The organism is Microtetraspora malaysiensis (assembly GCF_050947145.1).
GTDB classification, from domain to species: Bacteria; Actinomycetota; Actinomycetes; order Streptosporangiales; family Streptosporangiaceae; genus Microtetraspora_A; species Microtetraspora_A malaysiensis.
Window position 1 is genome coordinate 7312554 of record NZ_CP191998.1, and the last position, 12363, is coordinate 7324916.

14 protein-coding genes are annotated in these 12363 nt (G+C 69.1%); 8 read left to right on the plus strand and 6 right to left on the minus strand.

Features of this window, described 5'->3' with window-relative positions:
* Window positions 1–2 precede the first annotated feature (2 nt).
* Together ACQP1V_RS34180 and ACQP1V_RS34185 are read right to left on the minus strand one after the other, a co-directional pair.
* Complete coding sequence (locus ACQP1V_RS34180; RefSeq protein ID WP_433414443.1) at window positions 3–1580, minus strand: PQQ-binding-like beta-propeller repeat protein; 1578 nt, start codon at window positions 1578–1580, stop codon at window positions 3–5.
* A 271-nt stretch (window positions 1581–1851) separates the two neighbouring features.
* Window positions 1852–3198 carry a hypothetical protein gene (locus ACQP1V_RS34185; protein ID WP_433414445.1) on the minus strand — a complete coding sequence of 449 codons (1347 nt, stop codon included), beginning with the start codon at window positions 3196–3198 and terminating at the stop codon, window positions 1852–1854.
* Between the two features lie 602 nt (window positions 3199–3800).
* On the opposite strand from ACQP1V_RS34185, the gene ACQP1V_RS34190 reads away from it, so the two are divergent.
* On the plus strand, window positions 3801–4706 hold the full coding sequence (locus tag ACQP1V_RS34190; RefSeq protein ID WP_433414446.1) for an amidohydrolase family protein: 906 nt from the start codon (window positions 3801–3803) through the stop codon (window positions 4704–4706).
* 33 nt (window positions 4707–4739) lie between these two features.
* Here the strand turns inward: ACQP1V_RS34190 and ACQP1V_RS34195 are convergent, their stop codons facing one another.
* Window positions 4740–4997 (minus strand): hypothetical protein, encoded by a 258-nt coding sequence (locus ACQP1V_RS34195; protein WP_433414448.1) that lies wholly within the window; start codon window positions 4995–4997, stop codon window positions 4740–4742.
* Window positions 4998–5063: 66 nt separating this feature from the next.
* Here ACQP1V_RS34195 and ACQP1V_RS34200 point away from each other — a divergent pair, with 66 nt between their 5' ends.
* From ACQP1V_RS34200 to ACQP1V_RS34225, 6 genes are all read left to right on the plus strand, one after another.
* Window positions 5064–5390, plus strand: coding sequence for a PadR family transcriptional regulator (locus ACQP1V_RS34200; RefSeq protein WP_067144171.1), 327 nt, complete (start codon window positions 5064–5066; stop codon window positions 5388–5390).
* The gene (locus ACQP1V_RS34205) at window positions 5387–5743 is read left to right on the plus strand and encodes a DUF1048 domain-containing protein (RefSeq protein ID WP_433414450.1); all 357 of its coding nucleotides are present in this window, start codon (window positions 5387–5389) and stop codon (window positions 5741–5743) included. Before ACQP1V_RS34200 ends, ACQP1V_RS34205 begins: the two co-directional genes overlap by 4 nt.
* A gap of 1 nt (window position 5744) precedes the next feature.
* The gene (locus ACQP1V_RS34210) at window positions 5745–6071 is read left to right on the plus strand and encodes a DUF1048 domain-containing protein (protein WP_433414452.1); all 327 of its coding nucleotides are present in this window, start codon (window positions 5745–5747) and stop codon (window positions 6069–6071) included.
* A 522-nt stretch (window positions 6072–6593) separates the two neighbouring features.
* Window positions 6594–6851: a hypothetical protein gene (locus ACQP1V_RS34215; RefSeq protein ID WP_433426051.1), complete on the plus strand. Its 258-nt coding sequence runs from the start codon at window positions 6594–6596 to the stop codon at window positions 6849–6851.
* Window positions 6852–6901: 50 nt separating this feature from the next.
* Entirely contained in the window at window positions 6902–7681 is a 780-nt protein-coding gene (locus ACQP1V_RS34220; RefSeq protein WP_433414454.1) for an ABC transporter ATP-binding protein, read from the plus strand.
* A 9-nt stretch (window positions 7682–7690) separates the two neighbouring features.
* Window positions 7691–8452, plus strand: a complete 762-nt coding sequence (locus ACQP1V_RS34225; protein ID WP_433414456.1) for an ABC transporter permease — start codon at window positions 7691–7693, stop codon at window positions 8450–8452.
* A 70-nt stretch (window positions 8453–8522) separates the two neighbouring features.
* Here ACQP1V_RS34225 and ACQP1V_RS34230 read toward each other — a convergent pair whose 3' ends face one another.
* The gene (locus ACQP1V_RS34230; protein ID WP_067144182.1) at window positions 8523–8903 is read right to left on the minus strand and encodes a VOC family protein; all 381 of its coding nucleotides are present in this window, start codon (window positions 8901–8903) and stop codon (window positions 8523–8525) included.
* 192 nt (window positions 8904–9095) lie between these two features.
* On the minus strand, window positions 9096–10496 hold the full coding sequence (gene lpdA / locus ACQP1V_RS34235; protein ID WP_067144184.1) for a dihydrolipoyl dehydrogenase: 1401 nt from the start codon (window positions 10494–10496) through the stop codon (window positions 9096–9098).
* Between the two features lie 133 nt (window positions 10497–10629).
* On the opposite strand from lpdA, the gene ACQP1V_RS34240 reads away from it, so the two are divergent.
* On the plus strand, window positions 10630–11454 hold the full coding sequence (locus ACQP1V_RS34240) for a class I SAM-dependent methyltransferase (RefSeq protein WP_387417920.1): 825 nt from the start codon (window positions 10630–10632) through the stop codon (window positions 11452–11454).
* A 13-nt stretch (window positions 11455–11467) separates the two neighbouring features.
* Here the strand turns inward: ACQP1V_RS34240 and ACQP1V_RS34245 are convergent, their stop codons facing one another.
* Window positions 11468–12286: a phosphotransferase gene (locus ACQP1V_RS34245; protein ID WP_433217640.1), complete on the minus strand. Its 819-nt coding sequence runs from the start codon at window positions 12284–12286 to the stop codon at window positions 11468–11470.
* Between the last annotated feature and the right edge of the window lie 77 nt (window positions 12287–12363).

Below are 12363 nucleotides of genomic sequence, written 5' to 3' on the forward strand. Positions count from 1 at the left end.
CGTCAATCCCCCTTGGTGTCGACGCAGATGACCGAGAACTTCGTGGCGACGGACGTCCACGGCACGATGACGACCGTGCCGTTCCGCTCGAACACCCGCGCCCCATCACCGTCCGTGCCGTACTTCTGCGGCAGCTCGGCGACCGACGTGGCGGCGCCGGTGGCGGCGTCAAGGCGGACCAGGCGCGGGGCGAGATCGCGACGGTCGCCCGCCTCCAGCGCGAGCAGCCCCCGGTCGTCGGCCCGTACGTAGTTGAGCTTCGTGGCGTGCGTGCCCGACGACTGCCACAGTTGCTTTCCGGTGGTGAGGTCGAAGGCCAGCGCCTTGTCCGCCGAGCGCATCTGCCCCGGCACGTTCTGGGCGAAGGTGGCGAGATAGAGCCGGTTGCCGTGCACGGCGTACCTGCGAAGTTCGAATGCGCCGTCGATGAAGGCGACCCTGTTCATGGCGAGCATGTCCACATGGCCGGTCTTGATCTCGACCGGATTCCCGCCCTTGTCGTCGAGCACGGTGAACACGTTCCCCCCGCCCTCCTCGCGCTGGATGATCGTCGGCACCGCCGACAGCACGGAGCCCATCAGGCCCACGTCGCCGATCTTGTGTTCCCGGACGAGCTTGCCGGTGACGGGATCGAGCGTCATGACTCTGGTGCTCGAACCGCCGCCGGTGTAGCACCTCAGCAGGACGGCCACCCGGTCACCATTCGCGTTGACGTCCTTGGCGCCGCATGCCGCGTCCGACTTCAGGCCCCACGTCCTCCGTCCGTCCGAGAGGCGATAGCCGTACAGTGCGCGGTCCACGTACAGGATGGCCATGCCGCCCGCACTCATGATCCGAGGGACGGTGCGCGAGTTGGCGAGCCGGGACTTCTCCGCAGGGATCTTGACCTTCCAGGTGAGCTTGCCCGTGGCGGCGTCCAGACCGGTCAGGTGGTCGCACAGTCCGGAGGTGCCGTAGGCGATGGCGCCCTTGCCTTCCGTGAGCTCGGGGGTCGCGCCGCACAGCTCCTCACCGGGCGATGGGATGCCCCAGGCTCGCGCGCCCGATTTCAGGTTGTACGCGAGCACGCCGTCCCGCTGGGCCCGGATGACGGCGGTGTCGGTCATCCAGGTTCCGTAGGCGTAGCCCGAGGTGAAGTCCCCGCTTCCGGCGTTGGGCAGCGGCACGTCCCAGGCCGTGCCTCCGGCGGAGGCGCCGCCGCCTCCTCCCGGACCTCCCTTGGCCACCAGCCACGCGGTGCCGCCGCCGGCCGCCAGCAGCACCACCAGGCCGAGCGCGACGAACAGCGTCGTCTTGCCCTTCTTCTTGGCCGGCCCCTCCGGCCCCGCCGGCCCCGCCGGGCCCTCCTGCTGCGGATAACCGAACGGTCCCTGCTGCGTGTACGGGGGCTGCGCATATCCGGGCGGCGGCTGCTGCGGGTAAGGCGCCGTCGCCTGCTGCGGGTAGGACGCCGTCGCCTGCTGCGGGTAGGGCGCCGTTGCCTGCTGCTGGTACGGCGGCTGCGCGTACCCCTGCGGCGGCTGCGGAGAATAGCCGGGCGGGGGCGGCTGCATGGGCTGCTGCTGGTAGCGCGGATCCACCGGTTGCCCCGGCGGAGGCTGAAACTGAGGGTGCCCCTGCGGGATCTGCTGCCCGTACGGCGACTGCGGATCTCCGGCAGGCGGGTTCGGCCACGTCCCCGCAGAGGGCTGCGGCTGATAGCTCGGGCCCACCGGCGGGCCGGGCTGAGACTGGTAGCTCGGATCCATCGGCTGGCCGGGCTGAGACTGATACTGCGGCCCCCAGGGCGAGGGCGCCGGCCTGTCGCCGTAGGGGTCCCCGGTGTGCTGCTCCGTCATCTTCGCTCCCCGATCAGGCGAGCACACGGCGGACGTAGGCCGCCCACTGCTGCTCGAAGTCCGTCTTGCTCACGCCCAACTCCTGGAACAGCGCCGCCTCGCTGTCGTCGCCGTTCGCCCGGTAGGCGGCGACCACGCCCGCGACCAGCTTCTGGTCGCCGTATCGCTCGGCGATGTACCGCATGGCGAGGTGTCCCATCAGGTAGTGGACGCTCGTCATGCCCTTGCTGTCCCAGGTGGGGTTGTCCGGCAGCCCGCCGTAGAAGGGCTGGCCGAGCTGCCCGGCCAGGTAGGCCCGCCCCTCCCCGAAGCGCCGGCTCCGTTCGATCGGTCGGTCCCGATTCGCGACGTATTCGGCGAAGCCTTCAACGATCCAGTTCGGCTTGCCGAACAGGGAGAACTCGGCACTGTCCAGGCCGGCGATCAGCGAGTGCGCCAGCTCGTGTTTGCTGATCTCGGAGATGCCCTCCGCGTCGTCGAAGAACGCCGACGTCGTGTCCATGACGACACGGGTGCCACCGATCTTTACGGTGTCTCCCAGCGATTGCCAGGTCGGCATGCCGATGGAGACGCCCGCCTCGTTCGCCTTCGTCTTGCGGAACAGGTTGCCGAGCTGTGCCTTGCCCTTCACCAGCGCGACCACGAACCCGGCGGGCACCTGGGCGTCGGGGTCGCCGTTGCGCTTCCAGTACGCGAGGTTCGCCGTGGCGGCCCCGGCCACGGCCGGGGCGACGCGCTGGGCCAGGGCGGCGTCCTGCGGCCGGGCGAGGATCACGTTGCCGCCCGCCTTCACCACGGTGACGTCCGGCCAGATGTCCCACGGCCCCGGGTAGTACACCGTCTTGGATGCCCCACCGCTCGATGTCCACGGGGGCGGGGCGCCGGTCACCTTGGTGACGACCAGGGGCGCGTCGGCCGACGCCTTCTCGATCGTCCAGCGGTACCACTCCGAGACCGGACGCAGGTCGATCCCGGCGAAGCGGTGGACGAAGGCGACGTCTTGGGTGAACTTCACCCCACGCCCGAAGCTGTCCTCGGCGCGGCCGTCACGCTGCCGCGCCTTGTAGGACATCTCACTGAGGGGCATCTTGCGCAGGTTGGCGAGGACGCGCGTCTGGTCGCGGACCAGGGCGGCGTTCTTCTTGTCGAAGATCGAGGTGAACGCGGCCGCGTCGCCGGCGGCGAGCGCCTTGCTGTGCTGATCGAGCAGCGCCTTGATCTCCTCGTCCGTGACGGTGATCGTGGAGGGATCGGTCGCGCCCTTCCCCTTCCCCTGCTCCTGGGCTTGCTCGTCGCCCTTGTCCCGCAGGATGAAGCCGACGCCCGCGCCGCCCCCGACGACCAGGACGAGGGACAGCACGCCGAGGATCACCCACCGCCCCGGCCCTCGCTTGGAAGGGGGCGGGGGTGGCGGCGTGGGCCCGCCCTGCCAGGGCTGCTGCCACTGCGCTCCGAAAGGCCCCGCGGGAGGACCCTGCGGCGGGCCGACGGGCGGGCCGGGAAGAGGCCCCTGCGAGACGCCGGGCGGAGGTCCCTGCGGAAAGCCGTGGGGAGAGCCCTGCGAGACGTCGGGAGGAAGGCCCTGGTGCGGCCCCGGCGGTGGTGCCGAGGCGGGCCCGTACGGCGGCGCCTGCGGATGCCCGTACGGCGGCGCCGGCGGCCCGCCCTGCCACTCGCCCGGTGGGAAAGCCTGCGGTTGCCCCGGTGGCGGCCCCTGCCACTGAGACGGTCCAGGCTGATACCCCTGGTGATAACTGGGCTCACTCATCACTTGTGCCCCGTTAACCGTTGTAGGTTTCAAAGGGCAAAGATCGTACCAGTCACCCGAAATCCCGGACTAGCCGGACAAATCACCAAAACTCCCGCAATTGCGGCGTTGGAAACCGGCCCCGCGTCTGCGGGAGCGGCCGGCGGCGAACCTCGCTTAATGGGCAACCACGGTTCGAGCTACCGTAAAGCGCTATGACCGATTCGAGTGCGGAGGAGATCCGCCGGGTGACCGCCTTCTGGCGGGGCCTCGGCCTTCCCGGGCTGATCGACGTGCACACGCATTTCATGCCGGAGCGGGTCCTGGCGAAGGTCTGGGCGTACTTCGACGCCGTGGGCCCGCTGACCGCGCGACCTTGGCCGATCGCCTATCGCCTTGAGGAGAAGGACCGTGTCGCGCGGCTGCGGTCCTTCGGCGTCCTGACCTTCACTTCGATGCTCTATCCCCACAAGCCGGACATGGCGACCTGGCTGAACGGCTGGGCCGCCGACTTCGCCGAACGCACCCCCGGCTGCCTGCACACCGCGACCTTCTTCCCCGAGCCCGGCGTCACGCGGTACGTCGCCGAGGCGATCGAGGCGGGCGCGCGGGTGTTCAAGGCGCACCTCCAGGTGGGCGCCTACGATCCCGCCGACCCGCTGCTGGACGGCGTTTGGGGCCTGCTCGCGGAGGCGGGCGTCCCCGTCGTGGCGCACTGCGGCTCGGGTCCCGCGCCGGGACGGCACACCGGGCCGGGGCCGATCGGCGCCGTGCTCGCCCGCCACCCCCGGCTGCGGCTGATCGTCGCGCACATGGGCCTGCCGGAGTACTCCGGTTTCCTCGACCTGGCCGCCCGGTACCCGTACGTCCACCTGGACACGACGATGGCGTTCACCGACTTCACCGAGGAGGCCACGCCCTTCCCCCGGAGCGAGCTTCCCCGGCTGCTCGACCTGGAGGACCGGATCCTGTTCGGCAGCGACTTCCCGAACATCCCCTATCCGTACGCGGAGGCGCTGGAGGCCCTCGCCCGGCTCGGCCTCGGGGACGGCTGGCTGCGCGCGGTCTGCCACGACAACGCCGCCCGCCTCTTCCGGGTCACACCCGCGCCGCGATACTGAGGTCGCGCTCGAAGGCGGGGATGTCCCCATCCGTCAGCGTGCCGCGGGTGCTCCCGATCGCGTCCAGGTAGTCGTCCGTGAGCCCGGTACGGCTCCGGGTGGTCCCCCGCGCGCGAGATGGCGTTCGAACGCGGTCTGCGCCGCCGTGCGCGCCGCGTGACCGATGTCGGCGGGGGTGAAGCGGGCAATCGCCTCCACCAGCGCGTCGAGATCCACCTGCGGCCCGAGTGCGGCGCCGATGGTTCGAATCGTTTCCTGGTCTGTGCTCGCCGCTTGCTTGGCACGGTTCACTACTCGGTGGTACCGTGTAGTGGTACTCGGTACTACAAGATACCAAGAGATCGAAGAGGACCCACGATGGACGACCTGACGGAGATGCTGAAGGGCACGCTTGAGGGCTGCGTGCTTGAAATCATCGGCAGCGAGGAGACCTACGGGTACGCCATCACGCGCCGGCTGAACGAACTCGGCTTCGCCGACGTCGTCGAGGGGACGGTTTACACCATCCTGCTGCGGCTGGAGAAGAACGGGCTCGTCCAGGCGACGAAACGACCGTCCGGGCAGGGCCCGCCGCGCAAGTTCTATGCGCTCAACGACGCGGGGCGCGAAGAACTCGCGACGTTCTGGGCGAAATGGGAGTACATCAAATCACGGATCGACAAGCTCAAGGAGGGCGGCAGATGAACTTCTGGGAGACCATGACAGGCAGCGATCTCACCAGGGAATGGAAGGCGTTCGAAGTTCGGGCCGAGGCATTGCCGGCCGACCACCGGGCGGCGTGGGAAGAGATCAAGGGCCATCTTTCTCTCTACTCGGACTTCACAGGTCGAAACCTGATGCCGATTCTCGACGGTGCTCTGGGGCTGCTCGAAGAGACAGCGGCCGATGGGCGGAGCATTCACGAGGTGCTGGGTGACGACATCAAGGGCTTCTGCGCGGCGCTGGCCGGCGGAGAAGGGGCTCGGAACTTTCGCGACCGGTGGCGCGAGCAGTTGAACAGGAACGTCGCAAGGAAACTGGGCCGGCTAGGAGGCTGACATGGGCATCCACGACATCATCGAGGGCAAGAAGCAGTGGCGGGCGCACATGGCGCGGGTCAAGGCGCTTCCGTCGGACTATCAGATCGTCTACAAGGAGATTCAGAGGTACTTCTTCAAGGTTGGCCCGATCGACTTGCATGACGGGCCCCTGCTCTCAGGGATCATCGATTTCTTCGAGGAGGGCGTCGCGGCCGGCAAGGGAGTCCTGGAACTCATCGGCAACGACGTCGCCGCCTTCTGCGACGACCTGGTCAAGGACTCGCGCACCTACGCGGACATCTATCAGGAATCCATCAACGGAAAACCCGGCACGGCCGAGAAGTAACACCCGTCGACCCGGCCTTATACCGCTTGATCAGCGCCGGCGCCCGCATCATCGGCGCATGCACGGTGTTGGTCGACCCGAACTCCAAATCAAGCCCGTGCGGTAGTGGTCGGTGCCGGATGCCTTGAACACGCGCTGCCTGTGCCGCCGATATGAAGATCCCTTGGCCTTTACTCGCGCGGCAGCGTCACCAGAGCCTCGTAGCCGCCGGGCACCGCGGGATAGATGACATCCTCGACCGCGGGGGGGAACCCTCGCTGAGCAACCCCGCTTGAGGTCGACGGGCTGAGCAGGTCGTAGGAACGCCGGCCAGCACCCCAACATCGGGAGGCGAAGACCTCAGCGCTGTCCGAACTCATCGACAAACACTGTCGCTACTCACCTACGTAATCAGCCGGGCGAGCGAGCCGAAGCGGCGCTACCAGTAGCCCTGGAGACACTCACCGCGCCGATTGAGGACTGCGGCGCCATCGGCCACGCAAGGCGCGCACGCAGCGGCTTCCCACCACCTCTCACACGGCGATCAATGCGCGGCAGCGGTACCCGCAATCCCCCAGGCCGCCGGACAAGGCGGACAGCCTGCCGGCGATGCCGGAAGATCTCGCCGACCTGGTCGAGCAGAGCGCGGCGGACGGAACTCCCGTCCGCGAAATCGCCGGGCAGGACTGGGTGGAGTTCGCCGAGGCATTCCTGGCGAACCATCCGCCGGGTCAGTGGATCGGCCGCGAGCGAGAACGGCTGACCAACACCATCGATCGCGCCACGGGCGACAAGCCGTGACCGAACAGAGAACGGATATCTGAATGACAGCCAATAAAGTCCGAGGGCCTGTGATCCACGTGCAGGGCCTGGAGAAGTCGTACAAGGAGCTGCGGGTACTGCGCGGCGTGGACTTCGACGTGACGCGGGGCAGCATCTTCGCCCTGCTCGGCTCCAACGGGGCGGGCAAGACCACGGTCGTGAAAATCCTGTCCACGCTACTCAAGGCCGACGCGGGCACGGCCAGTGTCAACGGCTTCGACGTCGCCACGCAACCGGCGAACGTGCGGGAGTCCATCAGCCTCACCGGGCAGTTCGCCGCCGTCGACGAGATCCTCAGCGGGCGGGAGAACCTGGTGCTGGTCGCCCGGTTACGGCACCTCAAGGATCCGGGCACGATCGCCGATGACCTGCTGAAGCGCTTCTCGCTGACGGATGCGGGCGCACGGAAGGTGTCGACGTATTCGGGTGGCATGCGCCGCCGCCTCGACATCGCGATGAGCCTCATCGGCAATCCGCCGGTCATCTTCCTCGACGAACCGACCACCGGGCTGGACCCCCAGGCGCGCATCGAGGTGTGGCAGGCCGTCAAGGAACTCGCCCACCACGGTACGACGGTGCTGCTCACCACGCAGTATCTGGACGAGGCCGAACACCTCGCCGACCGGATCGCGATCCTGCACCAGGGCCGGATCATCGTGAACGGCACCCTCACCGAGCTCAAGCAGCTGCTCCCGCCCGCCAAGGTCGAATACGTCGAGAAGCAGCCGACTCTCGAGGACGTCTTCCTCGCGCTCGTCGGTGACAACGGCAAGAACGGCCATGACCGCAACGTCGGTACGAAGGCGTAAGGAACCATGATGACCAAGCATTTCTTCGGCGACACCGCCGTCCTGCTGGGACGATCCCTGCGCCACATCGCGCGCAGCCCGGACACCATCATCACCACCGCGATCATGCCGATCGCCATGATGCTGATGTTCGTCTACGTGTTCGGCGGCGCGATCGACACAGGGTCGGAGTCGTATGTGAACTACCTGCTGCCCGGCATCCTGCTCATCACCGTTGCCTCGGGCATCGCCTACACCGCATTCCGGCTCTTCACCGACATGAAGAGCGGCATCTTCGAGCGCTTCCAGTCCATGCCGATCGCACGCTCGTCCGTCCTGTGGGCGCACGTGCTGACCTCGCTGGTCGCCAATCTGATCTCGCTCGTGGTCGTCGTGCTCGTCGCCCTCCTCATGGGCTTCCGCTCGACGGCGGGAGCGCCGGCCTGGCTCGCGGTCGCCGGCATGCTGATCCTGTTCACCCTGGCGTTGACCTGGATCGCCGTCATCCCCGGCCTCACCGCGAAGTCCGCGGACGGCGCGAGCGCGTTCTCCTACCCGCTCATCTTCCTGCCGTTCCTCAGCTCGGCGTTCGTGCCCACCGACACCATGCCCGGCCCGGTGCGCGCCTTCGCCGAACACCAGCCGGTGACCTCCATCGTCAACGCCATCCGCGACCTGTTCACCGGGCAGCCGGTCGGCACCGACATCTGGATCGCCCTCGCCTGGTGCGTCGGCATCCTCATCATCGCGTTCGCCTTCGCCATGAACACCTACCGCCGCAGGACCGCCTAGGCAGCTATCCCCTTATCCGCTCTTCCGGGTCACACCCGCGCCCACCGGGCCGCACCGGGGGGCGGAGCCGTCAGAGCGGGTTGAGGCGGGCCCTGAGCAGGCAGAACTCATTGCCCTCGGGGTCGGCAAGAACGTGCCAGGGCTCCTCGCCGGTCTGGCCGATGTCGGCCGGGCGCGCCCCGAGCTTCAGGAGGCGTTCGAGCTCGGCGTCCTGATCGCGGTCGGTGGCGTTGACGTCGATGTGCAGCCGGGGCTTCCCCTGCTCCGGCTCGTCCCTGCGGCTGAGGATGATCGTCGGCTGCGGGCCGCCGAACCCTTCGCGCGGCCCGATCTCGAGGGTGCCGTCCTCTTCGCGATCGAGCACGACGAAGTCCAGGACCTCGCACCAGAAGCGCGCCAGCACCTCGGGGTCGCGGCAACCGAGCACGAGCTCACTGATACGACATGCCATCGACGAAACCTACTCTCAGCGTGGGAACTGCCGGGGCGGCCGCGCGCGGAGCTCTTGGGCTCCCCGCAGTGGGAACACGCTCGAGACCGTACCGGGCGAGGCGAGCGGGTGCGAAGGGTTTTCGGGGCCCTCGCCTCGCCCGGCCGGGTCGTCGCGACCGATCAGAGCATGCGGGTCGAACGCGATCCTCGGTCACATGTTGATCATGTGACCGGCCAGGCCGTGGATCGCCTCCTTGACCGCCTCGCCCAGCGTCGGGTGCGCGTGGACGTTGCGCGCGACCTCGTTGACGGTCAGGTCCCACTGCTGGGCCAGGGTCAGCTCCGGCAGCAGCTCCGTGACGTCCGGCCCGATCAGGTGGGCGCCGAGCAGCTCGCCGTACTTGGCATCGCTGAGGATCTTGACGAAGCCGACGGTGTCGCCGAGGCCGTGCGCCTTGCCGTTCGCGCTGAAGGGGAACTTCGCCACCTTCACGTCGAAGCCCTGCTCGCGCGCCTGCGCCTCGGTCCAGCCGAAGCTTGCGATCTGCGGCTGGCAGTACGTCGCCCGCGGGATCATGACGTAGTCCAGTTCCATCGTCTCGGCGTCCGCGATCGTCTCGGCCGCGACGACCCCCATCGCCTCCGCCGCGTGCGCGAGCATGAGCTTGGCCGTGACGTCGCCGATGGCGTAGATGTGCGGCACGCTCGTACGGCACCGCCCGTCGACCTCGATGGCGCCGCGGTCGCTCAGCCGAACCCCGGTGTTCTCCAGCCCGTATCCGGTGACGTTCGGCTGGAAGCCGATGGCCTGCAGCACCTTGTCGGTCTCCAGGACCTGCTGCTTGCCCTCGTGCGACACCGTGACCCGGACCTTCTCGCCGCTGTCGTCGATGTTCTCGACCCGGGTGGAGGTCATGACGTTGATGCCGAGCCGCCGGTAGCGCCGCGCCAGCTCGGCCGACACGTCGGCGTCCTCAAGCGGCACCATCCGGTCGAAGAACTCCACGATCGTGACGTCCACGCCGTAGCTGTTCAGCACGTAGCCGAACTCCACGCCGATCGCGCCCGCGCCGGCGATCACGATGCTGTCCGGCAGGGCGTCGGCGAGGATCTGCTCCTCGTACGTCACGACCCGCTCGCTGAGCGACGTGCCCGGCAGCAGCCGCGCGCTCGCGCCCGCCGCGATGATGCAGGAGTCGAACGTCACGGTCTCCGTGCCGCCGCCGTTCAACGTCACCTGCAGCGTGTTGGCGTCGGTGAAGTGGCCGCGCCCCTCGAACTGGGTGATCGCGTTCTTCTTCATCAGATAGTGGACGCCCTTGACCCGGCCGTCGGCGACCTTGCGGCTGCGCTCGTAGGCCACGCCGTAGTCGAAGCCGACCTGGCCGTCCACGTTGATGCCGTACGTCTTGGCCTCGTTGGCGAACAGGTGCACCAGCTCGGCGTTGCGCAGCAGCGCCTTCGACGGGATGCAGCCCACGTTGAGGCAGACGCCGCCCCAGTAGCGCTCTTCGATCACGGCCGTGCGCAGCCCGAGCTGGGCCGCGCGGATCGCGGCGACATATCCCCCGGGGCCGGCGCCCAGCACGACCACATCAAAGTGATTACTCATGCGCCAACAATAGGACGCCGCCGGACCGCGCCCTCCGACCGCCGAGCCGTCGCCGTACCCGCGCGGATACGGGCCCGAGGCGGGTCCTGAGGCGGGTCCGGCTGGACGCGCCGCCCCTGGGTAGCGGATGTGGATGACCACCGAGAAGGTCGCCTTCACCGGCGTGCGGCAGACCCTCCTCGCCACCCTGTACGGCAGGGCGCTGGACAGCCGCGCGGACCGGCCCGTGCTCGGGGACCGGATGGCCGAGGACGCCGTCCGCCGCATCGCGTTCGACTTCACGAGGTTCCGCCTGACCCCGGGCGAGGCGGCGGTCGTCGCCATGCGGGGGCGGCAGCTCGACGAGTGGACGCGCGCGTTCCTGTCCGACCATCCGGACGCCGTCGTCGCGCATCTGGGCTGCGGCCTGGACTGCCGGGTCTTCCGGGTCGCTCCCCCGGCCGGGGTCCAGTGGTTCGACGTGGACTATCCCGAGGTGGTCGAGCTGCGCCGCCGCCTCTATCCGGGACGTCAGGGGTACCGGCTGATCGGCTGCTCGGTCACCGATCCCGCGTGGCTGCCGGACATCCCCCGGGACCGCCCCGCGCTCGTGGTGGCCGAGGGGCTCACGATGTACCTGTCCGGGCCGGCCATGGAGACGCTCGTCCACCGCGTCGCCAATCACTTCGACGCGGGCGGGGAGGCGGCCTTCGACGCGGTCAGCCCGCTCGCCGTGCGGTTACAGCGGCTGAACCGCATCCTGCGGACCTCCGGCGCCACCCTCACCTGGGGGCTCGGCGATCCCCGCCGGCTGGAGGGCTGGGATCCGCGGCTCCGCCTGGTCGCCGAGGTCGCCGCCGTGGAGCTGCCCTGGATCGACCGGCTGCCGTTCCCTTATCGGCTGGCCTGCCGTGTCATGCGGCTGGTCCCTCCGCTGCGCCGCCTGGGGGTGCTGGTGCGCTACCGCTTTTCGGACTGAACCCGCCGGGGCGTCAGGCGCCCTCGACGAGGTGGCGGCGCAGCTCGTCCTCGTGGGCGTCGAGCCAGGCGCCCGCCCTGCGGATGCGCTCCCCCGCCCCCTCGGCCCATCGGCGCGCCCAGTCACCGCCGAGCGTCAGGGCACGCGTCCGGGTCGCGACGTACGAGCGGCCGAGCCGGGTCCGCGCCGTGTCGACCAGTCGTAGCCGATCCCGTACGGCGAGGCCGTACGCGTCGCAGAAGAGCCGCAGCCGGGGGCCGACGTCCAGGCCGCGCTGGCGGGGATCGCGGTCGATGGGGTCGGCGATCGGCGCCCAGTGCCGCAGCGTCGTGACCACGTCGAACAGCCGGGTCGTCGGCCGGGCCAGGTCGAAGTCGATCAGCGCGTACGGCACCGGCCGGCCGGACGGGCCGGGGCGGAAGACGACGTTCTCCGGGGTGACGTCGCAGTGGCCGACCAGCTCGGGCGACTCGTCCGCCTGGGACCCCTGCTCCCAGACCGCGTCCGGCGGCGGGACGAAGCTCTCGGCGGCATCGTGGAAGCGGCGCAGCAGGCGGGCCAGCCCGGCGAGGGTCTCGTCGGACACCGCCCAGGCGGGCAGCGGCCGGGTGGCCGTCTCCCCGTCGACGAAGGTCAGGATCTCGCGGTCCTGCCCGTCGACTCCGAGCGCGCGCGGGGCGCCGTCGAATCCCACGGCCTCAAGGTGCGCGAGCAGGGCGTGTACGGACGGCGAGGCGGCCGTCATGGGGCGCCGCACGGTGGTCCCGACCCGTACGATCCTTTCCTCTTCGGTGTCGAAGGCGATCTCTACGGGGGCCGCGCTGACGAACATAGCCTTCGAGATTAGACCCATCGGTCCGCCGATGTACCGATTTTCGGCATGGTCATCCGCGCCGTCATGGCCGTACG